24 protein-coding genes and 2 pseudogenes are annotated in these 26,388 nt (G+C 61.7%); 14 read left to right on the forward strand and 12 right to left on the reverse strand.

Annotated elements, in window-relative coordinates; genetic code table 11:
• The first annotated feature begins 10 nt into the window (after window positions 1–10).
• Window positions 11–802, forward strand: a complete 792-nt coding sequence (pcaD, locus tag BFQ03_RS14155; RefSeq protein WP_065943368.1) for a 3-oxoadipate enol-lactonase — start codon at window positions 11–13, stop codon at window positions 800–802.
• 10 nt (window positions 803–812) lie between these two features.
• A complete protein-coding gene (gene pcaC, locus BFQ03_RS14160; protein WP_065943369.1) occupies window positions 813–1,205 on the forward strand; it encodes a 4-carboxymuconolactone decarboxylase in 393 nt (130 codons plus the stop codon).
• 32 nt (window positions 1,206–1,237) lie between these two features.
• Here the strand turns inward: pcaC and BFQ03_RS29040 are convergent.
• A pseudogene (locus BFQ03_RS29040) lies at window positions 1,238–1,450 on the reverse strand (M91 family zinc metallopeptidase); the annotation flags it as partial.
• A gap of 24 nt (window positions 1,451–1,474) precedes the next feature.
• Complete coding sequence (locus tag BFQ03_RS14165; RefSeq protein WP_065943370.1) at window positions 1,475–2,374, reverse strand: polysaccharide deacetylase family protein; 900 nt, start codon at window positions 2,372–2,374, stop codon at window positions 1,475–1,477.
• Window positions 2,375–2,644: 270 nt separating this feature from the next.
• On the opposite strand from BFQ03_RS14165, the gene BFQ03_RS14170 reads away from it, so the two are divergent.
• Entirely contained in the window at window positions 2,645–4,165 is a 1,521-nt protein-coding gene (locus BFQ03_RS14170) for a M91 family zinc metallopeptidase (RefSeq protein ID WP_083204850.1), read from the forward strand.
• A gap of 127 nt (window positions 4,166–4,292) precedes the next feature.
• On the opposite strand, the gene BFQ03_RS14175 is transcribed toward BFQ03_RS14170, so the two are convergent.
• The 4 genes from BFQ03_RS14175 to BFQ03_RS14190 all read right to left on the reverse strand — a co-directional run bounded on the left by BFQ03_RS14175 (window position 4,293) and on the right by BFQ03_RS14190 (window position 11,477).
• Window positions 4,293–5,543 (reverse strand): OprD family porin, encoded by a 1,251-nt coding sequence (locus BFQ03_RS14175; RefSeq protein WP_065943371.1) that lies wholly within the window; start codon window positions 5,541–5,543, stop codon window positions 4,293–4,295.
• A 166-nt stretch (window positions 5,544–5,709) separates the two neighbouring features.
• A complete protein-coding gene (adeC, locus tag BFQ03_RS14180) occupies window positions 5,710–7,167 on the reverse strand; it encodes an AdeC/AdeK/OprM family multidrug efflux complex outer membrane factor (protein WP_032858031.1) in 1,458 nt (485 codons plus the stop codon).
• Window positions 7,167–10,334: an efflux RND transporter permease subunit gene (locus BFQ03_RS14185; protein ID WP_032858028.1), complete on the reverse strand. Its 3,168-nt coding sequence runs from the start codon at window positions 10,332–10,334 to the stop codon at window positions 7,167–7,169. Before BFQ03_RS14185 ends, adeC begins: the two co-directional genes overlap by 1 nt.
• Window positions 10,335–10,337: 3 nt before the next feature.
• On the reverse strand, window positions 10,338–11,477 hold the full coding sequence (locus tag BFQ03_RS14190; protein ID WP_065943372.1) for an efflux RND transporter periplasmic adaptor subunit: 1,140 nt from the start codon (window positions 11,475–11,477) through the stop codon (window positions 10,338–10,340).
• A 265-nt stretch (window positions 11,478–11,742) separates the two neighbouring features.
• Here BFQ03_RS14190 and BFQ03_RS14195 point away from each other — a divergent pair, with 265 nt between their 5' ends.
• The gene (locus BFQ03_RS14195; RefSeq protein WP_032858025.1) at window positions 11,743–12,375 is read left to right on the forward strand and encodes a TetR family transcriptional regulator; all 633 of its coding nucleotides are present in this window, start codon (window positions 11,743–11,745) and stop codon (window positions 12,373–12,375) included.
• A 238-nt stretch (window positions 12,376–12,613) separates the two neighbouring features.
• On the opposite strand, the pseudogene BFQ03_RS29820 reads toward BFQ03_RS14195, so the two are convergent.
• The 4 genes and pseudogenes from BFQ03_RS29820 to BFQ03_RS14210 form a co-directional block, all read right to left on the reverse strand.
• Window positions 12,614–12,700, reverse strand: a pseudogene (locus BFQ03_RS29820) (outer membrane lipoprotein carrier protein LolA); the annotation flags it as partial.
• A gap of 22 nt (window positions 12,701–12,722) precedes the next feature.
• Complete coding sequence (locus tag BFQ03_RS14200; protein WP_065943373.1) at window positions 12,723–13,778, reverse strand: alkene reductase; 1,056 nt, start codon at window positions 13,776–13,778, stop codon at window positions 12,723–12,725.
• A gap of 26 nt (window positions 13,779–13,804) precedes the next feature.
• Window positions 13,805–14,971, reverse strand: coding sequence for an MFS transporter (locus BFQ03_RS14205; protein ID WP_032858023.1), 1,167 nt, complete (start codon window positions 14,969–14,971; stop codon window positions 13,805–13,807).
• 11 nt (window positions 14,972–14,982) lie between these two features.
• Entirely contained in the window at window positions 14,983–15,297 is a 315-nt protein-coding gene (locus tag BFQ03_RS14210) for an ArsR/SmtB family transcription factor (RefSeq protein WP_032858020.1), read from the reverse strand.
• A gap of 154 nt (window positions 15,298–15,451) precedes the next feature.
• Between BFQ03_RS14210 and BFQ03_RS14215 the strand changes: the two genes are divergently transcribed.
• The gene (locus BFQ03_RS14215) at window positions 15,452–16,033 is read left to right on the forward strand and encodes an acyl carrier protein phosphodiesterase (protein ID WP_032858018.1); all 582 of its coding nucleotides are present in this window, start codon (window positions 15,452–15,454) and stop codon (window positions 16,031–16,033) included.
• A 132-nt stretch (window positions 16,034–16,165) separates the two neighbouring features.
• On the opposite strand, the gene BFQ03_RS14220 is transcribed toward BFQ03_RS14215, so the two are convergent.
• Both BFQ03_RS14220 and olsB read right to left on the reverse strand, forming a co-directional pair.
• Complete coding sequence (locus BFQ03_RS14220; protein WP_032858015.1) at window positions 16,166–16,960, reverse strand: lysophospholipid acyltransferase family protein; 795 nt, start codon at window positions 16,958–16,960, stop codon at window positions 16,166–16,168.
• A complete protein-coding gene (gene olsB / locus BFQ03_RS14225) occupies window positions 16,960–17,715 on the reverse strand; it encodes an L-ornithine N(alpha)-acyltransferase (RefSeq protein ID WP_032858013.1) in 756 nt (251 codons plus the stop codon). The genes BFQ03_RS14220 and olsB overlap by 1 nt, the downstream gene beginning before the upstream one ends.
• Window positions 17,716–17,845: 130 nt before the next feature.
• On the opposite strand from olsB, the gene BFQ03_RS14230 reads away from it, so the two are divergent.
• The 9 genes from BFQ03_RS14230 to BFQ03_RS14270 all read left to right on the forward strand — a co-directional run.
• Window positions 17,846–18,724: an acyl-CoA dehydrogenase middle domain-containing protein gene (locus BFQ03_RS14230; RefSeq protein ID WP_065943374.1), complete on the forward strand. Its 879-nt coding sequence runs from the start codon at window positions 17,846–17,848 to the stop codon at window positions 18,722–18,724.
• Window positions 18,725–18,818: 94 nt separating this feature from the next.
• The gene (locus BFQ03_RS14235; protein WP_032858009.1) at window positions 18,819–19,901 is read left to right on the forward strand and encodes a serine hydrolase domain-containing protein; all 1,083 of its coding nucleotides are present in this window, start codon (window positions 18,819–18,821) and stop codon (window positions 19,899–19,901) included.
• Entirely contained in the window at window positions 19,898–20,212 is a 315-nt protein-coding gene (locus tag BFQ03_RS14240) for an amidase (RefSeq protein ID WP_065943375.1), read from the forward strand. The genes BFQ03_RS14235 and BFQ03_RS14240 overlap by 4 nt, the downstream gene beginning before the upstream one ends.
• Window positions 20,213–20,320: 108 nt before the next feature.
• Complete coding sequence (locus BFQ03_RS14245) at window positions 20,321–21,496, forward strand: M20 aminoacylase family protein (protein ID WP_065943376.1); 1,176 nt, start codon at window positions 20,321–20,323, stop codon at window positions 21,494–21,496.
• 58 nt (window positions 21,497–21,554) lie between these two features.
• Window positions 21,555–22,865 (forward strand): citrate-proton symporter, encoded by a 1,311-nt coding sequence (locus BFQ03_RS14250; RefSeq protein WP_032858001.1) that lies wholly within the window; start codon window positions 21,555–21,557, stop codon window positions 22,863–22,865.
• Window positions 22,862–24,304, forward strand: coding sequence for an amidase (locus BFQ03_RS14255; protein WP_065943377.1), 1,443 nt, complete (start codon window positions 22,862–22,864; stop codon window positions 24,302–24,304). Before BFQ03_RS14250 ends, BFQ03_RS14255 begins: the two co-directional genes overlap by 4 nt.
• 63 nt (window positions 24,305–24,367) lie before the next feature.
• Window positions 24,368–25,138: an IclR family transcriptional regulator gene (locus tag BFQ03_RS14260; RefSeq protein ID WP_065943378.1), complete on the forward strand. Its 771-nt coding sequence runs from the start codon at window positions 24,368–24,370 to the stop codon at window positions 25,136–25,138.
• A gap of 163 nt (window positions 25,139–25,301) precedes the next feature.
• Complete coding sequence (locus BFQ03_RS14265) at window positions 25,302–25,892, forward strand: YceI family protein (protein WP_032857995.1); 591 nt, start codon at window positions 25,302–25,304, stop codon at window positions 25,890–25,892.
• A gap of 1 nt (window position 25,893) precedes the next feature.
• Window positions 25,894–26,388 (forward strand): phospholipase D-like domain-containing protein (locus BFQ03_RS14270; RefSeq protein WP_239695245.1); only part of this gene is annotated, 495 nt, incomplete at its 3' end.

A 26,388-nucleotide genomic window follows, 5' to 3' on the forward strand; every position in this document is an offset into this window, starting at 1 on the left:
GGAGGCTGCTGTGGGATCTGTACAACTCGCCGATGGCGAACTGAATTACCAACTGGAAGGCCCCGAAGGTGCACCGGTATTGGTGTTGTCCAACTCACTGGGCACTGACCTGCGGATGTGGGACACACAGATGCCGGCGTTCACCGAACATTTTCGGGTGTTGCGCCTGGACACCCGTGGCCACGGCAAATCCCTGGTCACCGCAGGCCCCTACAGCATCGAACAGCTGGGGCGGGATGTGCTGGTGCTGCTGGATGCGCTGAACATCGAACGCGCGCATTTCTGCGGCTTGTCCATGGGCGGCCTGATTGGCCAGTGGCTGGGCATCAATGCGGGCGAACGCTTGCTCAAACTGGTGGTGTGCAACACCGCAGCGAAAATCGGCACCCCGGACATCTGGAACCCTCGCATCGAAATGGTCTTGCGCGATGGCCCTGCGGCCATGGTGGCATTGCGTGATGCGTCGATTGCGCGCTGGTTCACGGCTGATTTTGCCCAGGCTCATCCCGAACAGGCCAAGCGGATTACCGACATGCTCGCCGCGACAGATCCGGCAGGTTATGCCGCCAACTGTGGCGCGGTGCGAGATGCTGATTTGCGTGAGCAAGTATCGTCGATCACCGTGCCGACCCTGGTTATTGCCGGAACCGAAGATGCGGTAACGCCGCCGTCTGGCAGCCGTTTTATCCAGGAACAGGTGAGCGGCGCCGAATACGCCGAGTTCCACGCAGCGCACCTGTCCAACGTACAAGCCGGTGCTGCGTTCAGCGATCGGGTACTGACTTTCCTGCTGGCTCGCTGAGGACGCTCTTGTGGACGAAAAACAACGTTACGCCGATGGCCTCAAGGTGCGTCGTGAAGTGCTGGGCGATGCGCATGTCGACCGCAGCCTCAATGCCTTGACCGAGTTCAACAGCGAGTTCCAGGAAATGATCACCCGCCACGCCTGGGGGGATATCTGGACTCGGCCGGGCTTGCCACGGCACACCCGCAGCCTGATCACCATCGCCATGCTGATCGGCATGAACCGCAATGAAGAGCTCAAGCTGCATCTGCGCGCTGCCGCCAACAATGGCGTGAGCCGCGCCGAGATCAAGGAAGTAGTGATGCAGAGCGCGATCTACTGTGGGATCCCGGCGGCTAACGCGACGTTTCACCTGGCGGAGTCGGTGTGGGATGAACTGGGTGTCGAGTCCCGCAGCTAATCTTCTGTTCTAAAGCAGGCCATGGGTGAGCGTCAGCTATAGCTATTGCGCTGGACAAGCCCCATTTCTTTACGCAAAGCGCTCTCTGTGAACGGTTCGGGATTGGTTGAGGTCGGCGGGGTGAGGGGGTCATCGTCAAAGTCGAACGGCTCGGCATCGGTCGGCAGACCGACAGCCTGCCGTTCGAAATAGGGTGTGTCTGTGTCATCGGCAGGTTCGCCAGCGACCGGCTCTTTAGTCGTCCCAGGCAGCACGGGGAAGTATCACTATCAGTGGGCGTCGGCGTCCCACACCCAGCTCCACACTCCCGGCAGGTACACCCTCTCGCTGGCATCTTTTACCGTCCGCGCCAGGGCGCCGCGCTCCAGTGCTGCACGGTCGGTGTAGAACGGCTCGGTCGCCGTCTTCAGGCCATTGGCCTGGGCGCTCTCCATCAGGATTTGCAGGTACTCCTGCAGGTGCCGGGCGGTGTAGCGGTTGATGTCGTGAAAGGTCACCATCACGGGGATCACCCCGTCTACGGTCGGCAACTCGCCCAGGGCAATGCGCTCGCGCACCAGTGACAGCTGCCGCAGCAGGTTGGCCCGTCGCCGGGGGCTGGCGTTGAACCCCCAGATTTTGCCGTCATTGGCGCTCAAGTCGGTCAACAAGATGTGCATGCCGTGGCGCTGATAGGCGGCGAAGGTGCGCTTGTCGTAATTCCAGAAGGGCGGGCGCACCAGGCTGGGCGCGACGCCGGTGACCGAGGCAATGCTGGCAGCGCCCAGATTCAGGGTGCGCTCCAACTCCTGATCGTTCAGCAGGCGATGATTGCTATGCCAGCGCGTGGCGGTGTGAAAGGCCAGGATGTGCCCAGCGGCATGCTCGCGTTGCATGGTTTTGCGCCCACGCGGGCTGCCGCCGGCGCGCCAGGCGTCGGTCTGTAAAAAGAAAATCGCTTTGATCCCTGGCTGCACTGGGTTGTGGGCCAGGTCCTGGATCACCGAGCGGCTCGGATTGGCATAACCCGAGGCGCTGGGGCCGTCATCAAAGGTCAGCAGAAAGCGAATCGGCGCCTGTGCGATCAGGCGTTGCTCGGTGCGCTCGGTCAGGGCGATGGGCGCGCTGATGCAACCGCTGAGGCTCAGGGTCGTCAGCAAACTCGATAAGACGATGGTGATGAGTTTCATGAAGGCCGGGTTCCAGGGATGTCGTCCTTGCCATCGTGATACGAGCAGTGGCGCTGAGTCGGTGCAACATACAGCAAAAAGCCCATGACTCAATGGGCACGGGGCTTGCGTAGGCGAGGAACTCAATGCTTCGTTGCAGTTAGGGGGGCCTGGCAGGAACCTTTTCACACGGGAGACCAAAGAAACAACACCTCTGCGAGGGTGCGAAAACCGTCAGGAACAGCGCTGCCAACAGGGGCAATCGACGACCCACTCTCCCGGAGAAACTCCATGATACAGCCCTTTACATTGCCTCCCTTTACGGGGAATACCTCGACTCAGCCCGAGACACCAGTGTTTCAGGCCAGCGCCTATGAACCCGAGACTGAACCTCATCTTAAATACGATCCAGACAATCGCTTCGAGACCCGTATCCAGCCGTTTTTCAATGATGGCAATCTCAAAGCAAGTTCACGGCTGACGTGGGAGTTGGACCCTGTGTCCAACCCATACCGACTCGGCAGTAGCCTGGTCCTGGAAACCGCTGATGCGGCAGATAATGTGCATGTACGCCAGGGTGCCGATGGTCAATTGAGTATTCGGGTCAATGGCCGGGATTACCTCTTCGCCAGCCATGACAAACACGGCAACGCCATGGAATTACTGATCCGGACAAACGGTGGCGATGACAAGGTGCTGATTGATGCCAATGTCACCCAGGCCGTGCGCATCGAAGCCGGTGATGGCGATGATCGAGTCCAGGCCGGAGGTGGCAGCACCCGGTTGTTCGGCGGCAAGGGCAATGACACCTTGAACCTTTGCAGCGCAAATGGTTACGTCGAAGGTAATGAAGGGGATGACATACTCATCGGCGGTACGGGTAACAACGTCATGTATGGTGGCCCGGGCCGCGACCGGTTGTACGCCGGCGCCGGCAGTAAGCGCAGCTATCTGGATGGCGGCAGCGGGGATGACCATCTGTATGCGGGTAATGGTCATACGGTCTTGAGCGGTGGGGCCGGGGATGACGTCATGGTGGGGCACGATCGCAGCACGTTTTATACGGGCGCGGGCCGCGATAGCATTCGGCGCAATGGCCTGGGAGATCTTGTCTATGGCAAGCACAGTGATTTGATCAATCCTTCTCGCGGCTCGGTTTTCTGCGCCGTGACGCCTAAGGATGTTGGCTCACAAGCCTTTGCTGTGCGTGGTTCTGTCGAGTTCAAACAGCGGGTCGAGGATGACCTGGAGCTATTGCGCAGTTCTCCCCAAGGCCAGGCCATGCTCGCGCACATGGATGCCATGGCGAGAAGCAATGGTGCCCCGGTCACGCTCATCGAAGATATCCACGATGAGGGCAGTCACTACCTCTTTGGTAGCCAGGAGCTCAAGCAGCTCTTTAACAACGAAAGGGCGCCTGTCATCGGTGACGATCCGAGATGGGGCTTCATGAAGGATGGCCTTGCGGGTTCCCGTGCAGATCGTGCCGTCATCGCCTATAACCGAGCGCAAATAGCTGAGTTAAACGGGGTGGCCTACTCGCCGATTGTCAGCCTTTACCATGAGATGGCTCACGCCTGGAACGGTGCCAATGGCACGTTTATTCCCGGTTTTACGCTGGAGTTTCCTCGCGGGCGCTCAGCAATGATCCCCAACAGTGAGCGGCAGGCGATGGGGCTCGAAAACACGGGATGCCCCTTTGATTTTGATGGTGACCCTTCGACCGAACCTACGACCAGCAACCCCAAGCCATTGACTGAAAATACACTGAACGAAGAAATGGGTGTCCCGTTGCGCATGACCTATTCCTGAGCCTGAAAGTGTATGCCTGGCTGCTGCTCAGCAACGGCCTTGTTTCTGCTCTTTGGCGCAATGTCAGCAACAGCGGGACCGTAAGGGGCGGCCCATTTCTTCGTGCAAGGCAGGCAGCGTGCAGGTTCTACAACAGGGTTAATGGATAGCTGACAATCAATCGATTCTCATCGAACTCATTGTTGCTGTAGTCCCGGCGCATGCTGGAATTGCGCCAGCGCAGGGTCAGGTTTTTCAGGCTGCCGCTTTGCACGGTGTAGCCCACTTCGCTTTCCCGACCCCATTCCTTGCCGTCACTGACGGTGGCAGTGTGCACGTTGCTGCCGCTGATGTAGCGGTTCATCAGGGTCAGGCCCGGTACGCCTAGCGCGGCGAAGTTGTAGTCGTGGCGCAGTTGCCAGGATTTTTCCTCGGCGTTGTCATAGCTGGCGTTGTAGCTGTCGTTGGCCAGGGTGCCGCCACTGGTGCCGTTGACCCGCATCCAGGCGCTGTTGCCGGTGAGTTTTTGCAGGCCGACGTAGAAGGTGTGGCCGCCGTATTTGGCTGAGAACAGGCCGGACCAGGTCTTGTTGTCCAGGTTGCCTGCGCGGGCGCTGCCGTCGTCCTTGCCGTAGAAAAAGCCCAGGTTGGCGCCCAGGGTCCAGTCGCCAATCGGCTGGCTGTGGATCAGGTTGAGGTACTGCTGGCGGTAGATGTCCTTGAGCTGGGCATTCCATACACCGACTTGGGTGCGCTTGTCGTTGAACGCATATTCGGCGCCCTGGAAGTTGAAGCGATCCGAGGTGAAGGCGGTTTTACCGAACATCGACAGGTCCGTCATGCTGCTGTCGTCACGTGGGCTGTTGGCGCGGAACTGGCCGCCATACAGGGTCAGGCCGTCGATCTCTTTGGAGGTGATCTGCCCGCCGCGCAAGGTTTGCGGCAGGGAGCGGCCGTCGTCCGAGCGCAGGATCGGCAATACCGGCATCCATTCCCCGACTTTCAATTCGGTCTTGGAGAGCCGCGCCTTGAACGCGACACCCAGGCGCCCGAAATTGTCGGCCGGCTTGCCATCATAGTCCAGCGGTAGCAACTGAGTGCCGCCGGAACCGCCGCCGCCATCGAGTTTCTGCGAGTACATGCCCAGTACATCCAGGCCAAAACCGACGGTGCCCTGGGTGAAGCCGGACTTGGCATCGAGAATGAAACTCTGCGTCCACTCCTGCGCGCCGCCCTGGGCCTTGGTCGGGTTGGTGAAGTTGCGGTTGATGAAGAAGTTGCGCAGGTTGAGGTTGGCGCTGGCGTCTTCGAGAAAGCCGTGTTCTTGGGCGATGGCTGGCAAGGCAAGGCTGGCAACAGCGGTAGCCAGCAATAGCCGGCAAGGATGAAAAGTGCTCATGGCGTGGGACCTGTTGTTATTGGGGTTATGCAGGTGCGGGCCATGGTGCGGGGCGTTGCGGGGGCGGTTCAATCGGGGGAGGGCGGGTTCTGGGCGGTGATCGAACGGAACTGTATGCCCATGAAAAAGCCCACCAAAAGGTGGGCTTCCTGTGTCGCTACGCCGATCAGAACAACTTGAGCTTCGGCGCTTCTTCTTTCAGCGGTTCATTCTTCGCCGTTTGCTCATTCCAACCGCCGCCAAGGGCCTTGTACAAGGTCACTTCGCTGGTCAGTTGGGCCAGGCGGTCGGTGATCAGCGTTTGCTGGGCACTGAACAACTGGCGCTGGGCATCGAGGAAGGTCAGGTTGCTGTCGACCCCGATACGGTAGCGACGCTCGGCCAGGCGGTAGTAGTCCTGGTTGGCCGCGACGAAATCACGTTGGGCCTGCAACTGTTGGTTGTAGGTCGCACGTGCTGCCAGGCCGTCGGAGACTTCCTGGAATGCCGTCTGGATCGACTTCTCGTAGGTCGCGACGTTGATCTCTTTCTGGATCTTCGAGTAGTCCAGGCTTGCGCGCAGGCTACCGGCGTTGAAGATCGGGATGTTGATCTGCGGGGCGAACGACCAGGTGCCCGAACCACCCTTGAACAGACCACCGAGGTCCGGGCTCAGGGTGCCGGCATTGGCTGTCAGGCTGATGCTCGGGAAGAACGCAGCCCGTGCCGCGCCGATGTTGGCGTTGGCAGCCTTGAGGTTGTACTCGGCCTGCAGGATGTCGGGACGGCGTTGCAGCAGGTCAGATGGCAGGCCTGGTGGAACTTCGCTCAACAGGTCATCGGACAGCGGCTGGGTGGCGAGATTCGCCGGCAGGCCGGTGCCCAGCAGCAGGGTCAGGTTGTTCTCGTCCTGGGCCACCTGGCGGGTGTAGCGGGCCAGTTGGACGCGGGCGCTTTCAACCGAGGTCCGCGCCTGGCTCAAGTCCAGGGCCGAGGCCACGCCGACTTCGTTGCTGCGCGAGGTGAGCTTGAAGCTCTGCTCGTAGGCCGCCAGGGTGTCCTGGGTCAGCTTGAGCAGCTCTTTGTCGGCCTGCCAGGTCAGGTAGGCATTGGCCACGCTGGCCACCAGGCTGATCTGTGTGCTGCGGCGTGCTTCTTCGGTCGCGAAGTACTTTTGCAGCGCTTCTTCACTCAGGCTGCGCACCCGGCCGAACAGGTCCAGCTCATACGAGCTGACCCCGAGGGTGGCCGAGTAGGAGCTGGAAATGTTCGATTCGCCGGTTTGCGAAGCCCGTGCCGGAGTGCGCTGGCGGCTGCCGCTGCCATTGGCCGAGACGGCCGGGAACAGGTCGGCGCGCTGGATGCGGTACTGCGCGGCAAAGGCGTCGATGTTCAGCGCCGCGACACGCAGGTCGCGGTTGTTCTCCAGTGCAACCTGGATCAGCTGTTGCAGGGCCGGGTCGTGGAAAAACTGCTTCCAGCCTTGCTCGGCAGCAGCCTGGCTCGGCGCCTGGGCCGCCGAATACGCCGGCCCCTGTGGAAACTGGGCGGCAACCGGCGCTTCAGGCTGCTGATAATCAGGAATCAGCGAGCAGCCACTGAGCACGAATGCCGTGACTGCCAGGGAAAGTAGCGACTTGCGCATTAGCCAGCCTCTTTAGATGTGTGCGGTGTATCGGACTTGTCAGTTTTTTTGCGGCTGCCAATGGCAGACACGGTCACAAAGAACAGTGGCACCCAGAAGATCGCCAGGACGGTGGCGGTGATCATACCGCCAATTACCCCGGTACCGATTGCGTGCTGGCTGCCTGAACCTGCGCCCGAGGAGATCGCCAGCGGCAGTACGCCGAGGATGAACGCCATGGACGTCATGATGATCGGTCGCAGACGCATGCGGGAGGCCTCCACGGCCGCCTCGACGAGGCCCTTGCCCTGTTCATGCAGTTCTTTGGCGAACTCCACGATCAGGATCGCGTTCTTCGAGGCCAGGCCCACGGTCACCAACAAGCCCACCTGGAAGAACACGTCGTTGGACAAACCTCGCAGGCTGGTAGCCATCAATGCCCCGATGACACCCAGCGGTACAACCAGTACCACCGCAATCGGGATCGACCAGCTTTCGTACAGTGCTGCCAGGCAGAGGAACACGACCAGCAACGACAGGGCATACAGCGCAGGTGCCTGGGAGCCGGACAAGCGTTCTTCATATGACAGGCCGGTCCAGGCATAGCCCACACCTGCAGGCAGTTGCTTGGCGATGCGCTCGACTTCCGCCATCGCATCACCGGTGCTGTAGCCCGGCGCCGGCGTACCGAGGATTTCCATCGCCGGTACACCGTTGTACCGCGACAGTTTCGGCGAGCCGTAGATCCAGTTACCAGAGGCAATTGCTGATAGTGGCACCATTTTTCCGTCGTCGGCGCGAACGAACCATTTGTTCAGGTCTTCAGGGGACATACGGCTTGAGGCGTCGCCCTGGATATAGACCTTCTTCACCCGACCACGGTCGATGAAGTCGTTGATGTAGCTACCCCCCAGGGCAATTGCCAGGGTCTGGTTGATGCTCGACAGGCTGATGCCCTGGGCACTGGCCTTCTCGTCATCGATGGTCAGTTCGTATTGCGGCTCGTCGTTCACGCCGTTGGGACGAACGCCAGCCAGGATCTTGCTTTGCGCGGCCATACCGAGGAACTGGTTACGTGCGTTCATCAACGCTTCGTGACCTACACCGCCCTGGTCCTGCAGGAACACGTCGAAGCCGGTGGCGTTACCCAGCTCCAGTACCGAAGGCGGCACGATGGCAAATACCATGGCGTCCTTGAAGGTCTGGAAGAAGTAACCCTGGGCGCGCTTGGCCACCTCGAATACCGACGTCGAGGCATCGCGCTCATCCCATGGCTTGAGCATGACGAACGCCAGGCCCGAGCTTTGGCCACGACCGGCGAAGTTGAAGCCGTTCACGGTAAATACCGACTTCACAGCCTTGCCTTCGCCTGGCTCGCCTTCCTTGTCGTTCAACAGGAACGCGCGCATGTCGTCGATGACCACCTGGGTGCGTTCTGCCGAAGAACCGACCGGCGTCTGCACCTGGGCGAAGATCACACCCTGGTCTTCCTCGGGCAGGAATGCACTTGGAATACGGGTGAACAGCCAGATCATGCCGGCGAAGATGATCAGGTACACCAGGAACGAAGGCGCCTTGTGCTTGATCATGTTGCCCACGCCGCGCTCGTAGCTCAGTACGCCACGGTCGAAGGTGCGGTTGAACCAGCCGAAGAAACCACGCTTGGGTTGGCCGTGCTTCTCAGGGTCGATCGGCTTGAGCATGGTGGCGCACAAGGCCGGGGTGAAGATCAGGGCAACCAGTACCGAGAGGGCCATCGCTGACACAATGGTGATGGAGAACTGTTTATAGATCACCCCCGTGGAGCCGCCGAAGAATGCCATTGGCAGCAGTACCGCCGACAGAACCAGGGCAATACCTACCAGGGCGCCCTGGATCTGGTCCATGGACTTGATCGTCGCCTCTTTGGGCGACAGGTGCTCCTCGGCCATCACCCGTTCGACGTTCTCCACCACCACGATCGCATCGTCCACCAGCAAGCCGATGGCCAGGATCATGCCGAACATGGTCAGGGTGTTGATGGTGAAACCGAAGGCCGCAAGAATGCCGAACGTACCCAGCAATACCACCGGTACGGTCATGGTGGTGATGATGGTGGCGCGGAAGTTCTGCAAGAACAGGTACATCACCAGGAACACCAGGATGATCGCCTCGACGAGGGTATCGACTACCCCGGAAATCGATTCGGTCACCACCGGGGTGGTGTCATACGGAACCACGGCTTTCATGCCAGGCGGGAAGAACGGCTCCAGGGACGCGACCGTGGCGCGAATCGCCTTGGCAGTGTCCAGGGCGTTGGCGCCCGATGCCAGCTTGATCGCCATGCCGGAAGCCGGCTTGCCGTTGAACTGCGCGCTGATGCTGTAGTTCTGGCCGCCCAACTCGACACGGGCGACATCGCCCAGGCGCACCTGGGAGCCGTCGGTGTTCACGCGCAGCAGGATATTTTCAAACTGCTCGGCGGTTTGCAGACGGGTCTTGCCGATGATCGTGGCGTTCAGCTGAGTGCCGGGCAGGGCTGGCAGGCCACCCAGTTGGCCAGTGGCCACTTGGACGTTCTGAGCCTGCACGGCGGTGCTGACATCCACCGGGGTCATTTTGAAGTTGTTCAACTTGGCCGGGTCCAGCCAGATACGCATAGCGTACTGGGAACCGAAGACCTGGAAGTCGCCCACGCCAGCCGTCCGCGAGATCGGGTCCTGGATGTTGGAGGCGATGTAGTTGGACAGGTCATCCTTGGTCATGGTGCCGTCTTCGGACACCAGGCCGATCACCATCAGGAAGTTCTTCACCGACTTGGTCACACGGATCCCTTGTTGCTGCACTTCTTGCGGCAGCAATGGGGTCGCCAGGTTCAGCTTGTTCTGCACCTGCACCTGGGCGATGTCCGGGTTGGTACCCTGGTTGAACGTCGCGGTGATGGTCATGCTGCCGTCGGAGTTACTGTCCGAGGCGGTATAACGCAGGTTGTCGATACCGTTGAGCTGTTGCTCGATGACCTGCACCACGGTGTCCTGCACGGTTTGTGCGGACGCGCCTGGGTAGGTCACCTGGATATCAATGGCGGTGGGTGCGATCGCCGGGTATTGGTTGATGGGCAACTTCAGGATCGACAAGGCCCCGACCAGCATGATCACCAGGGCAATTACCCAGGCGAAAATGGGGCGGTTGATAAAAAACTTCGACATGAATTACTCCCCTTTGCCAGCGGCGGCAGGAGCAGTACCGGCAGGCTTGGCGTTGCTGGCCTCAACCGCTTTGACCTCAATGCCCGGCTTGATGAACTGCAAGCCTTCGGTGATCACGCGGTCACCGGCATTCAGACCCTTTTCCACCAGCCAGTAGGCGCCGGCGGTACGGTTGGCGACCAGCACGCGCTGTTCGACCTTGTTATCGGCGGTGACAACCAGCGCAGTCGGGATGCCCTTGATGTCGCGGGTCACGCCTTGCTGAGGTGCGAGGATCGCCTTGCTGTTCACACCGGCCTGCAATTGGGCGTGGACAAACATGCCTGGCAGCAGGGTGTGATCAGGGTTGGGGAACACGGCGCGCAGGGTGACCGAACCGGTGGTCTGGTCGACCGACACTTCGGAGAACTCCAGGCGGCCTTGCTGGGTGTACTCGCTGCCGTCTTCCAGGGTCAGCTTGACCATGGCTGCGTTTTCGCCGGCTTTCTGCAGTTGGCCGCTTTCCAGGTCGCGACGCAGTTTCAGCATCTCGGCGGAGGATTGCGTAACGTCGACGTAGATCGGGTCCAGTTGCTGGATCACCGCCATGGCGTCGGTCTGGCCGTTGCTGACCAGTGCGCCTTCAGTGACCGAAGAACGACCGATACGCCCGGAGATCGGCGCGAACACCTTGGTGTAGCGCACGTTGATCTGGGCGGTCTGCAGGTTGGCTTCCGAGGTCATGCGGTTGGAGACGGCGGTGTCGTATTCCTGGCGGCTGACCGCCTGCTCGTTGACCAACAGCTTGTAGCGGTCGGCAATCGACTTGGTCTGTTGCAGGTTGGCCTGGGCGCTTTTCAGGGTGGCGTCATAGACCGACGGGTCGATCTGGTAGAGCTGCTGGCCTTCCTTGACGTCGCCGCCTTCCTTGAACAGGCGCTTGAGAATGATGCCATTGACCTGGGGACGTACTTCCGCGATGCGGAATGCAGTGGTGCGGCCCGGCAAGTCGGAGGTCAGGGTATAGGCTTGAGGTTGAAGAGTGACCACGCCGACCTGAGGGGTTTGAGCGGGCGGCGCCGCTTCTTCCTTTTTACATCCGCTGAGCAGCGATGCCAGGGCGACGGCAGTGACCAGAGCGGTAACAGCTGGCTTAAGTTGCATGAAGATCCTCGGGTCAGGCGCGCTCAATGCGCACAAGAAGTGTGGAAGGGTAAAAAACAGGCATTGAGTAGATAAGTAGCTTGCTAGGCAATATACTTACGTTCATGGTTGTTTGTAAACTCTTGACAGGCTTCGCGGATTCCTTACAAAGCAACGCTGTAAGCCTCGATTCTAGTACGTTCGATGCCCATGAAGGCGTCGTCCCATAATTATTCAGATGGTGGTTATCAACCACCGCTCGTGTCCTGATTGAGGTGTTACTGCCATGGTTCGTCGTACCAAAGAGGAAGCTCAGGAGACGCGCAGCCAGATCCTTGAAGCTGCCGAGCAAGCCTTTTATGAGCGCGGCGTTGCGCGCACTACGCTGGCGGATATCGCGGCGCGGGCGGGGGTGACGCGGGGCGCGATCTATTGGCACTTCAGCAACAAGTCGGACCTGTTGCAGGCACTGCTCGACACGCTGCACGAACCCCTGGACGAATTGGCCAGGGCCAGTGAAAGCGAGGATGAGGTAGATCCGCTGGGCTGCATGCGCAAGCTGCTGATCCATCTTTTTCATCAGGTGGCCCTGGACCCGAAAACTCGGCGCATCAATGAGATCCTGTTTCATAAGTGCGAATTTACCGACGAAATGTGCGACATGCGCCGTCAGCGCCAGACCCACAGCCTTGAGTGCAACCTGCGTATCGGCCTGACACTGCGCAATGCAGTCCACCGCGGGCAACTCCCGGAAAACCTCGACACCGCGCGCGGGGCGGTGTGCATTCATGCCTACATCAACGGGCTTGTTGGCCAGTGGCTACTGGTGCCTGACAGCTTTGAGCTGTATCAGCAGGCCGAGCGTCTGGTTGATATAGGGCTGGACATGCTGCGTTTGAGCCCCAGCCTGCGCAATTGATACAAAATGCGTAATTGTGCCCGCTTGTGTCAACAGTAAAGCCCAATGACGGTCAATCGTCCTTGCGGCTTATTTGTGGGGTGACTTTATATACGCGCTGGCGCTGGGTTGAAAGGTAGCCGGCTAAGTATTTTGTAGCAATATTGTTGCATTGCTGTGAAGGAATGTTTCCCACAGGACCGCACGCATAAAAAAGCCCCGGCTCTCGCGAGCCGGGGCTTTTGCTTTTCTGCTTTTCTGTAGGAGCGAGCTTGCTCGCGAAGAACCTGAGAGCGCCGCAATTAACCAGATGCACGGCGTTATCGTTTACGTTCTTCGCGAGCAAGCTCGCTCCTACAGGGGCTGGGTCAGAGCGCCAGGGTCGGGTAGTCGATGTAACCGACCGGGCCTTTACCGTAGAACGTCTGCGGGTTGGCTTCATTCAGCGGTGCATCGGCCTTCAGGCGCGCCGGCAGGTCCGGGTTGGCGATAAACGGCACGCCAAAGGCTACTGCATCGGCCTTGCCCGAGGCCAGCCAGGTATTGGCGCTGTCCTTGGTGAAGCGTTCGTTGGCGATGTACGGTCCACCGAACGCGGCTTTCAATTGCGGGCCAAGGCTGTCACCGGCTTCTTTCTCGCGTGCGCAGATAAACGCGATGCCACGCTTGCCCAGTTCGCTGGCCACGTAGGTGAACGTTTCGGCCAGGTTGTCATCGCCCATGTCATGGGCGTCAGCCCGGGGTGACAAGTGCACACCGACACGACCGGCGCCCCAGACTTCGATCGCGGCGTCAGTCACTTCCAGCAACAGTCGTGCACGGTTTTCCAGGGAACCGCCGTACTGGTCGGTGCGCTGGTTGGTGCTGCTTTGCAGGAACTGGTCGAGCAGGTAGCCGTTGGCACCATGCACTTCCACGCCGTCAAAACCGGCAGCCTTGGCGTTCTCGGCGCCCACGCGGTAGGCGTCGACGATATCGGCGATTTCCGCCGTTTCCAGGGCGCGTGGGATCGGGTATTCGGCCAACGGACGCACCAGGCTGACATGGCCTGCCGGCTGGATGGCGCTCGGTGCCACCGGGCTCTCGCCATCGAGGTAGGACGTGTGGGAGACACGCCCCACATGCCACAGTTGCAGGAAAATCTTGCCGCCTGCGTCATGCACGGCCTTGGTGATGTTGGCCCAGCCGCGCACCTGGTCGTTGGACCAGATGCCCGGTGTGTCCGGGTAACCCACGCCCATCGGCGTCACCGAGGTGGCTTCGCTGAGGATCAGCCCGGCTGACGCCCGCTGCACATAGTATTCAGCCATCAGCGCATTGGGCACGCGGCCGGCGTCGGCACGGCAGCGGGTCAGCGGGGCCATGATGATGCGGTTCGACAGCTGCACATCACCCAGTTTGATCGGATCGAAAATAGTCGTCATCGCAAACACTCGTCTGTTCTAAGTGATTAGTTAGTGGCCGGGGCCAGGTCGGCATCGCCGCTCTGGCGGAACGTGATCAGCGTGACCACCAGCGCCAGGATCGCCAGGGCCGCAGCCGCCAACGGCACGCTGGTCAGGCCGAAGCCGTGGGCAATCACGCTGCCGCCGACCCAGGCGCCCAGGGCATTGCCGATGTTGAAAGCGCCGATATTCAGGGTCGACACCAGGTTGGGCGCGGCCTTGCCGAAGGTCACCACGTTGATCTGCAATGCCGGGACGGCAGCAAACGAAGCGGTGGCCCAGAGGAACAGGGTGATTTCGGTGGGGATAATGGCGACGCTGGTCCAGGTCAAGGCAGTGGACACCACGGCCATGCTGATGAATACGCCGATCAGGGTGGCCGCCAGGCGTTTGTCCGCCAGCTTGCCGCCGATGATGTTGCCCACGGTCAGGCCCAGGCCGATCAGCAGCAGGGTCCAGGTCACGCCTTTGGGCGAGATGCCGGTGACATCGCCCAGCAGCGGCGCGACGTAGGTGAAGAGGGTGAACATCGACGCGGCAAACAATGCGGTCATGCTCAACGACAACCAGATCCCGGCACCCTTGAGGGCCGCCAGTTCGGCGCGCATGTCGAGTTTTTCTTCATCGCGCTTGGCCGGCAGGAAGCGGATCAGGCCGATCAACGCAATCACGCCAATCACCGTCACGGCCCAGAAGGTCGAACGCCAACCGGCTTCCTGGCCCAGTGCGGTGCCCAAGGGCACACCGAGCACATTGGCCAGGGTCAATCCGGTAAACATCAGAGCCACCGCCGAGGCGCGCTTGTTGGCCGGCACCAGGTTGGCGGCCACCACCGAACCGATCCCGAAGAACGCACCGTGGCACAACGCGGTGACTACCCGGGCAAACATCAGCACGTTGTAGTCACTGGCCAGGGCGCAGAGCAGGTTGCCGATGATGAAAATGCCCATCAACGCTACCAGGGCCGCCTTGCGCGGCAGCTTGGCGGTGGCCAGTGCCATGAAGGGGGCACCAATGGCCACGCCCAGGGCGTAGCCGGTCACCAGCCAGCCAGCGCCAGGGATCGACACACCGAGGTCGGCCGCCACATCGGGCAACAGGCCCATGATGACGAATTCGGTGGTGCCGATGGCGAAGGCGCTTAAGGCCAGTATGAGTAGCGAGAGAGGCATTGTGGGATCCTTTACTGCGGTGGGCTGAGTTCTTGGGTGATGGCTTGGATAACGTCGTGGATCACATCTTCATTGCGCCGGAAAAAGTGCCACTGGCCAACTTTCTGGCTGCTGATCAATCCCGCCCGTTGCAGGGTGGCCAGGTGCGCCGACACGGTGGACTGCGACAGGCCGCAGCGCTGGTCGATCTGGCCGGCGCAGATGCCGTACTCGTGGTTGTGGACTTGCTCGGGGAACTGCACTTTCGGGTCTTTCAGCCAGTTGAGAATGTCTCGCCGTACTGGGTGTGCCAGGGCTTTTATTATTTCGTCGAGGTCAATGGACATGGCAGGGCTCGGTGTGGGTAAAACGTTATATCGCGATGAGGCGAACTTTAAATCGCCATATCCCGATATACCAATACGATTTTGATCTTGTTACCAGATAAATCGGTATATCGGGTTATAACGATACGATGTGGGCAGTGCTAGACTGCGCACTATGAATTATCTCGCACATCTGCACCTCGGCGGCCAACTTCCTGCACAACTGCTGGGTAGCCTCTATGGCGATTTCGTCAAAGGCCGCCTGCAGGGCCAGTACCGCCCGCAAATCGAGGCGGCCATTCAACTGCATCGCTCAATCGACCGATTTACCGACAGCCATCCACGGGTCGGGCAGGCGTTGTCGCGCTTTAGCCTGACGCGGCGGCGTTACGCGGGGATCGTTCTCGACGTGTTTTTTGACCATTGCCTGGCGCGGGATTGGGCGCTGTATGCCGATCAACCGCTGGAGCGCTTTACTTCCCAGGTTTATCAGGTACTGGCGGCCGAACCGCAGCTGCCGGGGCGCCTGGCGCAGATTGCGCCGTACATGGCGGCTGATGACTGGCTGGGCTCCTACCGCGAGTTTGCGGTGATGGAGCAAGTGCTGCGGGGGATTTCCCGGCGCCTGAGCCAACCCGAGGAACTGGGCCAGGCGATGCAGGAATTGCGGGTGCTGTATGAGCCGTTGAGCGAGGATTTCCGGGTGTTCTACCCCCAGTTGCAGGTATTTGCCGCCCAACACACTGCCTCTATGTAGGAGCGAGCTTGGCTCCGGGCGGCGTTCCGACGAAGAACGTCAACGATAACGCAGCACATCTGGTTTATCGCGGCGCTCTCAGGTTCTTCGTCGGAACGCCGCCCGGAGCCAAGCTCGCTCCTACAGGGAGGCTCATGCAGCTGCCAATGTTCCTATTTGCCTTGGTTCTGCTGGCAGGGCCACCTCGCCGAACAACGCCTTCTGCACCGCCTGCTGCGCCTGATACGCCAGCGCCGCACGCTCCTGCCCGGCGCAGGCAATCGGCTTGAGCAGGTGAATCTCCACATCGCCCTGATCATTGGCAAACAGGCGCATCAGGTGCGAGAGCAAATCATCGTCGCCAATAAACGGCGCCAGCGGGTCAACCTGCCCAGCGCGCAAATAACGGATAGCCACCGGTTGCAGGGCTACGTCGGCATCTATCGCACTGGCCAGCAGCCGGCCATGGAAAGTACGCAGGCTGCGGCCATCCGTGGTGGTGCCTTCCGGGAACATCAGCAGCGGATGTTTTTGCAGCAGGTGACGGGTCATCTGCTTGCGGATCAATTGGCTGTCACCCGAGCCGCGACGGATAAACAGGCTACCGGCCTTGGCCGCCAGCCAACCGGCCACCGGCCAGGTGCGCACTTCGGCCTTGGACAGGAAGGACAGCGGCGCGACCATACCCAGCAACGGGATATCGGTCCACGACACATGGTTGCTGACCCACAGCATCGGTTGTTGCGGCAGTTCACCGTGCACCGTGACGCGAAAGGGCAGGGCATTGCCAAGGCGCGCCATGAAAAACCGCGACCAGCGCTGGCGCCGCACCATGGAATTGGCCACGCCCAGGCGTTCGAACAGGCCAAACACACCGGCCATGCTCAAGCCCAGGCCGACCACCAGCAGCACGCGGGCGATCCGCCCGTAGACCCGCAGGCGGCCCATCACATGGCCGCCTTGAAGTGGCGGGCATAACGCGGGCACAACTCGTCGCGCTTGAGCAGGATGAACACGTCGGCCACCTGGAAGTCCTCGTCCCAGCATGGCTCGCCGCAGATCTTCGCGCCCAGGCGCATATAAGCCTTGAGCAGCGGCGGCATTTCGGCGATGACGTTGGACGGCAGGTCCAGGTACGGCAGGGGTTTTTTCGGCTCGGCGCGCAGGTGTTCATTGCACAGATAGCGTTCGCGCAGGCGCTGCATGATCGCGTGGGCCTGGATGCCACCGTCGTGCATCGGGATGCTCGCGCAGCCCATCAGGTAGCTGTAGCCACCCTGATTGAGGACTTCAGCCAACTCGCCCCACAACACGGCGATGGTGCCGCCGTTGCGGTAGGCCGGGTCGACGCAGGTACGGCCAATCTCCAGGATCGGCCCCTGCAGGTGCAGCAGGCCATGCAGGCTGAACTCTTCTTCGCTATAGAACCGGCCCAAGGTGCTGGCCGCCTGGTGATCCAGCAGCCGGGTGGTGGCAACCAGTCGCCCAGTGTTCAAGTCCCGTACGCCAATGTGGCTGCAGTGAACATCATAGTCATCCATGTCCAGGCCCAGCTCCGCACCTTTCAGCTTGGCATTGAACTCGCCACTGAAAACGGTGAAACGCAGGGCCTGGGCTTCCTGCAAGGCCTGGGCGCCGATCAGGCGTTCGGCTTGCAGACGGCGTTCATTGCCGGTGTCACTGATGCGGGCGATCTGAGTCATGGCGAGTCTCCAGGTGCCGGCCAGGGTTGCGGCCAGTCGACTTTGTTGTGCAAAGTCAGGCTATGTACCCCCGGTGTCATCTCCATGAATCTACGGTGACGCTTAGATGACAGCCCCCAAGGAGCCTTCCATGCCCTGGCACGCTTTGCTCGATCGACCTGACCGACTGCCCGTCCACGCCAACCTGGCCGAGGGCTACAGCGTTTTATTACAGCGTCTGGGGCCGGTGGCGCCCTTTGAGCTGGCAACACAGGGCGCGCGCCTGATGGCCACGCCTGGCCTGGCGTTTCTGGTGGGCTATCAAGCCGCTTTGCGCGCGTTATGGCCAAGCGCGCCCCACAGCCTGGGTGCTTTATGTGCGACCGAACAGCGCAGCCTGCGCCCGCTGGACATGCAGACACGCCTGGATGACCTGCGCCTGAGTGGGCGCAAGGACTTCGTCACCGCCGGCGATGCGGCCGACTGGCTGCTGATCGCCGCGCGCTGCGAGGCCGCTGGTGAAAAACCACGCCTGAGCCTGGCGGTGGTGTTGGCCGGCGAGCCCGGCGTACGTGTGGAGCCCTTGCCTGCGATCCCGTTGATGCCCGACATCAGTCACGGGCGCGTCCACCTCGACCATGCCGCCTGCGAGCGTTTGCCGGGGGATGGTTGGGACGATTACGTCAAACCCTTCCGCACGCTGGAGGACACCTATGTATTGAGCGCGATGACCGCCTGGCTGCATGGCATCGGCCAGGAGTGTGATTGGCCCCAGGCCCTGCGTTTGCAGCTATTGGCGTTGCTGGCCGGCTGCGCCGAGGTCATTCGCCAGCCCACGGCCTCGGCGGCGGGGCATGTGTTGCTGGGGGGCTTGTTTGCACAGTTCGAGGCGCTGAAGCCGCAGGTTAATGACGCGATGGCTGCTGGGCAGTGGGCCGCTATGTGGCAGCGCGACCAGGCCGTGCTGGACCTCGCCGCCAGCGCCCGGGCCAAACGCCTGGAAAAAGCCTTGAACCCACCCCCCCGCTGACTGTGGGATGAGCGTGTGTGGGAGCGGGCTTGTCGCCAAACCGTCATTTATCTGCATTAGGCTCGCCGGTTTGAATGCCCCCGAGTGCTTGCCCATGGTCAAAGGCCTGCTGTGCGTCGCCTTACTGCTGTTCACTGCTAACGCACATGCCCAGGCCTGGCCGGCGAAGGATTGGCCCCAGGGCGCGCAATTGGCCGGCCCTGCCGTCAAGGCGCTGGAGGACTATGCGTTCCCGGCACGCAATGACATCACCCGCGCAGGCATCCGCACCGACGCGCTGTTGGTGATTCGGGACGGCGAAGTCATTTATGAACACTACGCCGCCCCCACTACCGCCACCACGCCGCACTTGACCTGGTCCATCAGCAAAAGCCTGATGGCCACGGTGTTGGGCGTTGCCTACGGCGAGAACCGCTTCAAACTGAGCGACCCTGCCGCGCGTTTTTATCCGCCGATGAAACAGCACCCGAACATCACCCTGGCACACCTGCTGAACTGGACCTCAGGCCTGGACTGGCAGGAAGACTACGAATACGCACCGCTGAAATCCTCGGTAGTGGCCATGCTCTACACACGTGGCCGCGCCGATATGGCGCAGTTTGCCGCTGATACCACCCCCTTCGCCGCGCCGGGCCAGGCGTTTCGCTACTCCAGCGGTGACAGCAACCTGCTGTCCGCCGCCCTCAAGGGCATGCTCGGGCACAAGGCCTATGTCGATTACCCGTGGACCGCGTTGTTCACGCCCCTGGGGATTCGCAGTGCGACCTGGGAAAGTGACGCCAATGAAACCTTTGTCGCCTCGTCCTATGCCTACATGACCGCCCGCGACTTGGCGCGGATTGGCTTGTTGATGGCACGGGACGGGCGCTGGGGCGAGCGGCAGTTGCTGCCCAAGGACTGGGTCGCGTTCAACCGGCAACCTGTCGCGCAATACCAGGCCGGGCAGGACAGTGCTGTGCCGGGTGGCCATTGGTGGCTCAACCGCGAGGCACAAGGCACCCCACGGCCCTGGCCAGATGCGCCCGACGATACCTTCGCGGCGCTGGGGCATTGGGGCCAGGCGTTATATGTGTTGCCCGAGGCAAAGCTGGTGATCGTGCGCTACGGCGATGACCGTGACGGCAGCTATCGCCACAACGAACTGCTCAAACGCGTGCTCGCGGCGGTGCAACCATGATCCGTCGGCGTCCGTTTATCAGCCTGTTTCTCTTGCTGTTGCTCGCCTTGCTGGGGTGGGTCTGGCATGAGCGCGTCAACCTGCAAGCCTTCCCCGACATCATCGCTGCCTACACCGCCAAGGAGTATTGCTCCTGCCGTTACGTGGCGGGCAACCCGGCGGGCTATTGCCTGGGCTACGTGAAGCAATATGTCCCCACCAGCGCCTTTGCCGATCATCCGGATTCGCGCCTGGTCACCGCCAGCGGACTGGGCCGCACCCACAGCGCCCAATGGCTGGGCGAACGCCAGGGCTGTCGCCTGTTGCCCTGAGGTTCCACAGGGTGGAACCACCTTTGATTGTCCTCGCACGCCCATCGCGGTTATCTGTGGCAGTGCCACAAAAAAGAACGGGAATACCCGCCTGCGAGGAGAATCACCATGAGCCCACACCAGCACATCCTGGATTGGCTGAGCGATGTCGCCAGCGACCTGCACGCCGTGCGCCAGGATATCCACGCCCACCCCGAACTGGGGTTTGAAGAAAACCGCACCTCGGCCCTGGTCGCCCAATCCCTGCGCAGTTGGGGTTATGAAGTGCATACCGGCATCGGCCACACCGGCGTGGTCGGCGTGCTGCGCAATGGCAGCAGCTCGCGCACCTTGGGGATTCGGGCCGACATGGACGCCTTGCCGATCATCGAAAACACCGGCGTCGCCTACAGCAGCCAACACGCCGGCTGCATGCATGCCTGCGGTCACGACGGTCACACCACCATGTTGCTGGGCGCCGCGCGTTACCTGGCGGCGACGCGTCAGTTCGACGGCACCCTCAACCTGATTTTCCAGCCGGCCGAAGAAGGCCAGGGTGGCGCCGAAGCGATGCTCGCCGATGGCTTGCTGGAGCGCTTCCCCTGTGACGCGCTGTTCGGCATGCACAACATGCCCGGCTTGCCCGCCGGCCACCTGGGCCTGCGGACCGGGCCGATGATGGCTTCCCAGGACCTGCTCACCGTGACCCTCGAAGGCGTCGGTGGCCATGGCTCCATGCCGCACCTGACCGTCGACCCGCTGGTAGCCGCCGCCAGTACGGTGATGGCCTTGCAGACGGTGGTGGCGCGCAACATCAATGCCCAGGAAGCGGCGGTAGTCACCGTCGGCGCCCTGCAAGCGGGGCAAGCGGCCAACGTGATCCCTCAGCAAGCGGTGTTGCGCCTGAGCCTGCGTGCCCTCAACGCACCGGTGCGCGAGCAGATGCTGGAGCGGGTCAAGGCGATCATCCTGACCCAGGCCGAGAGCTTTGGCTGTACCGCGCAGATCGAACATCGCCCGGCCTATCCGGTGCTGGTCAACCATGCCGCAGAAACCGAGTTCGCCCGTCAGGTCGGCATTGCCTTGCTCGGCGAAGCGGCGGTCGACGCCAATACGCCCAAGTTGATGGGCAGCGAAGACTTCGCCTGGATGCTCCAGCGCTGCCCTGGCAGCTACCTGTTTATCGGCAACGGTGTTTCGCGGCCGATGGTCCACAACCCCGCCTATGACTTCAACGACGACATCCTGCTGACCGGTGCCGCCTACTGGGGCGCCATGACCGAGAGCTGGCTCAAACCGGCCTGACTCCCTGCCTTTTTCCTGCCGCTGGACCTTTCCTCAACAGGTTGAATGGAGTGTTCTCATGCAGACTTCAATAAAAGGTGTGTCCCGCACCCGGCAAGTGGTTGCGGCGGTGGTGGGTAACGCGTTGGAGTGGTACGACTTCATCGTCTACGGTTTTCTGGCCAGCATCATCGCCCGGCAGTTTTTCCCTTCGGACGATGAGTATTCGTCGCTGCTGATGGCCCTGGCCACCTTCGGCGTCGGCTTCTTCATGCGCCCGGTGGGCGGCATTCTGCTCGGCATGTACGCCGACCGCAAAGGCCGCAAGGCGGCGATGCAGTTGATTATTCGCTTGATGACCGTGTCCATCGCGCTGATCGTGTTTGCCCCCAACTACGCCGCCATCGGCATGGGCGCGCCGCTGTTGATCGTGGTGGCGCGCATGCTCCAAGGCTTTGCCACGGGCGGTGAATATGCCAGCGCCACGGCCTTCCTGGTAGAAAGCGCACCGGCCCACCGCAAGGGTTTGTACGGCTCCTGGCAATTGGTCGGGCAGTGCCTGGCAGTGTTTGGCGGCGCGGCGATGGTGGCATTGGTCACGCACTTCTTTACCCCCGAAACCCTCGACCTGTGGGGCTGGCGCCTGCCGTTTGTGTTCGGCCTGTTGATCGGCCCGGTGGGCTTGTGGATTCGCCGGCACATGGAAGACCCGGAGGAGTTTATCGAAGCGCGCAAACAGGCCACCGGCCCGGCGCCAAGCCTGATGGATGTATTGCGCAACCATCGGCGCAGCATCCTGGTGAGCATGGGCCTGGCCTGCGGGGCGACGGTGTCGTTCTACGTGGTGCTGGTGAATATGCCGACCTTCGCCCACAAGAACCTCGGCCTGCCCCTGGACCAGGTATTGATGGTGCAGATGTTCGCCGTGGCGCTGATGACCGTGGTGATTCCGCTGTCTGGCCTGTTGTCCGACCGCCTGGGCCGGCGGCCGGTGTTGATGGGTTTCACCCTGGCGTTTTTCGTGATGGTTTACCCGTTGTACGTGTGGGTCGCGGCGGCGCCGTCCATCGAGCGGCTGCTGGTGATGCAAGTGATGTTGTGCATCGCCATCGGCGGCTTCTTTGGCCCGGCGCCGACGGCCCTGGCCGAGCAGTTTCCCATCGAGGTGCGCTCCACCGGGGTGTCGGTGGCCTACAACGTGGCGGTGATGGTGTTCGGCGGCTTTGCCCCGCTGATCGTCACCTGGCTGAGCAAGGAGCTGGGTACACCAGTGGCTCCGGCGTTTTATGTGCTGTTCGCTTGCGTCCTGACGCTGCTGGGCACTTACTGCATGCATGAAGCGCCGAGGGCTGCAGCGCCGGCGCGCTTTACCAAGGGAGTGAAGCCTTGAAGATTGTTGAGCTCGATGCAATTGCGTTGTCCCAGGCGATCCACGCCCGGCAGGTGTCCTGCCATGAGGTGATGCAGGCCTATCTGGCGCAGATCGCGCGTTTCAACCCGTCGGTCAATGCCCTGGTGTCATTGCGCGACGAAGAGCACGTGCTGGCCGAGGCCCGGGCCTGTGACCGGGAGCTGGATCAGGGCCGCTCTCGTGGCTGGATGCATGGCATGCCCCAGGCGATCAAGGATCTGGCGGCGACCAAGGGGTTGCGCACGACCATGGGCTCGCCGCTGTTCGCCGAACAGATTCCCGCTGAAGACGCCATCGCCGTGGCGCGGGTGCGGACCAGTGGCGCGATTATCATCGGCAAGAGCAACGTGCCCGAATTCGGCCTGGGCTCGCAGACCTACAACAGCGTGTTCGGCACCACCGGCAATGCCTATGATCCGGCCTTGGTGGCCGGCGGCAGCAGCGGCGGGGCGGCGGTGGCGCTGGCGTTGCGCATGCTGCCGGTGGCCGATGGCAGCGACATGATGGGTTCGCTGCGCAACCCGGCGGCGTTCAACAACGTGTTCGGCCTGCGCCCGTCCCAGGGCCGCGTGCCCCATGGGCCGGCGCCGGAGGTGTTTGTCCAGCAACTGGCCACCGAAGGCCCGATGGGCCGCAGCGTAGCGGATGTGGCGCGGTTATTGAGCATCCAGGCGGGCTTTGACGCACGGGTGCCGTTGTCGCTCAAGGATGATCCCGGCGTATTCGGCGCGCCGTTGGCCCGTGACTTCAAGGGCGCGCGCCTGGGGTGGCTGGGAGACTACAACGGCTATCTGCCAATGGACGACGGCGTGCTGGGCCTGTGTGAATCAGCCCTCGGCGATTTCAGCGCGTTGGGCTGCGCAGTGGAAAGCTGCCAGCCGGACTTTTCCATGGCGCGCCTGTGGCACACCTGGCTGGTGCATCGCCATTGGCTGGTGCAGGGCGCGCTGGGGGCGGCGTATGCCGACCCGCAAAAACGTGGGTTGCTCAAGCCTGAAGCGCAGTGGGAAGTGGAGGGCGGCCTGGACCTGAGTGCGGCGGATGTGTATCAAGCCTCCTTGGCGCGCAGCGATTGGTACCGCGCCTTGGCCAAGTTGTTCGAACGTTACGATTTTCTGCTATTGCCCAGTGCCCAAGTGTTCCCTTTCGATGCACAGCAGCCCTGGCCGCGCGTCGTTGGAGGGCAAACCATGGACACCTATCACCGCTGGATGGAGGTGGTCATCGGCCCGACATTGGCGGGGCTGCCGAGCATGAGTGTGCCGGTGGGCTTCAACCCCCAGGGACTGCCCATGGGCCTGCAAATCATTGGCCCGGCCCAGGCCGATCGCGCCGTGCTGCAACTGGCGTATGCCCATGAACAACTGACGCACTGGGTGCAGCGCCGGCCTCCAGAATGCTTGAAGGCGAACGCCTGAGCGGGCACGGCCTGTATCTTGCTGTGAAATTCGATCATCCATCAGCCACCGGGAGATCAAGCCATGGGCAGCAACGCCGACACAGGGACTGTACGTTCAGTGGAGCGGGCACTGGCGATCATCGAGCTGCTGGGTGAACACCAGGCGCTGGGGCTGGAGGAACTGCATTACCTGACCTGCCTGCCCAAGGCCACGGTGTCGCGGATGTTGCTGACCTTGCAGGAGCAGGGCTGGATCTATCGCGGCCTGAGTGACCGGCGTTATCGCATCAGCGCCCAGCGCTTGTTCGGCGATACCCAGCAACGCTTCAAGCGCCGCCTGGTGGAATGCGCGGCGCCCTGGTTGCTGGAACTCAGCGAGCGCACGGGGCTGGTGACGGACTTGTCGAACTTCGACGGCGAGCGCCTGGAAGTCATGGAAAGTGCAATCCCCACGGTGCTGCGCAAGCTGTACCCGAACAACTGCCAGATCGTCGGCCAGCATGCCAGCCTGTTCCATTCGGCCATGGGCAAGGCGTGCCTGGCCGAGTTGGCTGCCGATGAAGTGCAGCGCCTGGCCAGTCGCGAGCACGTGGCGGCCGACGATCAGTACCGTGCTTGCGAACAATCCCAGCACCAGGGGTTTGGCCAGCGTACCGAAGGGTATTGGGAGTATCCGGTGCGCTTGCCGTTCCTGATCCGCGCGGTGGCGCTGCCGATACGGGCCAATGGACGATTGGTGGGGAGCATGGCGTTGCATTGGCCGATGCACCAGGCGCCGGTGGAGCGGGTGTTGAATTTGCACCTGGCGAGCCTGGAGGCGACCGTGCAAGGCGTGCAGCACGCACTGGCCTGAAGCGGCACCCTCCTTGTAGGAGCGAGCGTGCTCGCGAAAAACCTGAGCACACCGCGAGCATCCAGGATGCACGCGTTAGCGTTGACGATTTTCGCGAGCACGCTCGCTCCTACAAAGGGTCTTTGCTACTGTTCGAGCAGGTTTTTCTCCGCGCGAGTGTTTAATGTTCAACGTATCCGTCTTCAAACCCCTGGCCTTCCTGCTACTGGCCGCCATCGCCGTGCCTGCGCAGGCCGCCTGGTACCTGGATAACGAATCCTCACGGCTGTCGTTCGTCACCACTAAAAACACCGACCTGTCCGAAGTCCATCGCTTCCTGGTGCTGCACGGCAAGGTCGATGACAAAGGCGCGGCGCAATTGGAAGTCGAGCTGGAGTCGGTCAACAGCGGCATCCCGCTGCGCGATGAACGCATGCGCAACGACCTGTTCCAGATCAAGACCCATCCCGATGCGCTGATCAACGCGCAAATCAACCTGCAACCAATCAATGACCTGGCCACCGGCGCACAGCTGGAGTTGCGCCTGCCGCTGTCGGTCACCCTGCACGGCAAGACCCAGGTCTACAACGCCGAATTGCTCGCCACGCGCCTGGATGACCGACGTTTCCAGGTGGTGACCCTGGAGCCGCTGGTGCTGCATGCCAAGGATTTTGATTTGCTTGCCGGTGTGGAAACCCTGCGCAAAGTCGCCGGCCTTGACGCGATCAGCCTGTCGGTGCCGGTGGGTGCGGTGCTGATTTTCACGGCGCGCTGACATGGGCGGCGCGGTGTTCCCTTGGCGCAGCGCGAACCGCTTCGAATTACTCATCGACGGGCCGAACTTCTTCCCGCAGATGCTGGTGGGCATTGCCCGCGCCGAACAGCAGGTGGAACTTGAGCTGTATCTGGTGGAGGCGGGCGCCTGTGCCGAGGCGATGGTCCAGGCGCTGGTGCAAGCGGCCGAGCGCGGGGTCCGGGTGCGTTGCCTGTTCGATGACTACGGCAGCCTGGCCTTTACCCTGGGCCTGCGCCGACGCTTGACCGATGCCGGCGTCGAGTTGCGTTTCTACAATCGCCTGCGCTGGCGGCGCTGGATGCGCAACCTCTACCGTGACCACCGCAAGTTGCTGTTGATCGATCAGAACGTTGCCGTTGTCGGTGGCACCGGTGTCACCGATGAGTTCTGGACCCCAGGCCAGGACACCTGCGATTGGCACGAGGTCATGGTGCAAATCAGCGGCCCGCTGGTGCAGGACTGGCAAGCCCTGTTC

Source organism: Pseudomonas sp. 25 R 14, from assembly GCF_900004755.1.
GTDB lineage: Bacteria > Pseudomonadota > Gammaproteobacteria > Pseudomonadales > Pseudomonadaceae > Aquipseudomonas > Aquipseudomonas brenneri.

Bases quoted from the DNA above. Each gene is read 5' to 3' on its own strand.
- BFQ03_RS14165 (WP_065943370.1), bottom strand. From the start codon at position 2,374: ATGAAACTCATCACCATCGTCTTATCGAGTTTGCTGACGACCCTGAGC.
- BFQ03_RS14170 (WP_083204850.1), top strand. From the start codon at position 2,645: ATGATACAGCCCTTTACATTGCCTCCCTTTACGGGGAATACCTCGACT.
- BFQ03_RS14175 (WP_065943371.1), bottom strand. From the start codon at position 5,543: ATGAGCACTTTTCATCCTTGCCGGCTATTGCTGGCTACCGCTGTTGCC.
- adeC (WP_032858031.1), bottom strand. From the start codon at position 7,167: ATGCGCAAGTCGCTACTTTCCCTGGCAGTCACGGCATTCGTGCTCAGT.
- BFQ03_RS14185 (WP_032858028.1), bottom strand. From the start codon at position 10,334: ATGTCGAAGTTTTTTATCAACCGCCCCATTTTCGCCTGGGTAATTGCC.
- BFQ03_RS14190 (WP_065943372.1), bottom strand. From the start codon at position 11,477: ATGCAACTTAAGCCAGCTGTTACCGCTCTGGTCACTGCCGTCGCCCTG.
- BFQ03_RS14195 (WP_032858025.1), top strand. From the start codon at position 11,743: ATGGTTCGTCGTACCAAAGAGGAAGCTCAGGAGACGCGCAGCCAGATC.
- BFQ03_RS14200 (WP_065943373.1), bottom strand. From the start codon at position 13,778: ATGACGACTATTTTCGATCCGATCAAACTGGGTGATGTGCAGCTGTCG.
- BFQ03_RS14205 (WP_032858023.1), bottom strand. From the start codon at position 14,971: ATGCCTCTCTCGCTACTCATACTGGCCTTAAGCGCCTTCGCCATCGGC.
- BFQ03_RS14210 (WP_032858020.1), bottom strand. From the start codon at position 15,297: ATGTCCATTGACCTCGACGAAATAATAAAAGCCCTGGCACACCCAGTA.
- BFQ03_RS14215 (WP_032858018.1), top strand. From the start codon at position 15,452: ATGAATTATCTCGCACATCTGCACCTCGGCGGCCAACTTCCTGCACAA.
- BFQ03_RS14220 (WP_032858015.1), bottom strand. From the start codon at position 16,960: ATGGGCCGCCTGCGGGTCTACGGGCGGATCGCCCGCGTGCTGCTGGTG.
- olsB (WP_032858013.1), bottom strand. From the start codon at position 17,715: ATGACTCAGATCGCCCGCATCAGTGACACCGGCAATGAACGCCGTCTG.
- BFQ03_RS14230 (WP_065943374.1), top strand. From the start codon at position 17,846: ATGCCCTGGCACGCTTTGCTCGATCGACCTGACCGACTGCCCGTCCAC.
- BFQ03_RS14235 (WP_032858009.1), top strand. From the start codon at position 18,819: ATGGTCAAAGGCCTGCTGTGCGTCGCCTTACTGCTGTTCACTGCTAAC.
- BFQ03_RS14240 (WP_065943375.1), top strand. From the start codon at position 19,898: ATGATCCGTCGGCGTCCGTTTATCAGCCTGTTTCTCTTGCTGTTGCTC.
- BFQ03_RS14245 (WP_065943376.1), top strand. From the start codon at position 20,321: ATGAGCCCACACCAGCACATCCTGGATTGGCTGAGCGATGTCGCCAGC.
- BFQ03_RS14250 (WP_032858001.1), top strand. From the start codon at position 21,555: ATGCAGACTTCAATAAAAGGTGTGTCCCGCACCCGGCAAGTGGTTGCG.
- BFQ03_RS14260 (WP_065943378.1), top strand. From the start codon at position 24,368: ATGGGCAGCAACGCCGACACAGGGACTGTACGTTCAGTGGAGCGGGCA.
- BFQ03_RS14265 (WP_032857995.1), top strand. From the start codon at position 25,302: ATGTTCAACGTATCCGTCTTCAAACCCCTGGCCTTCCTGCTACTGGCC.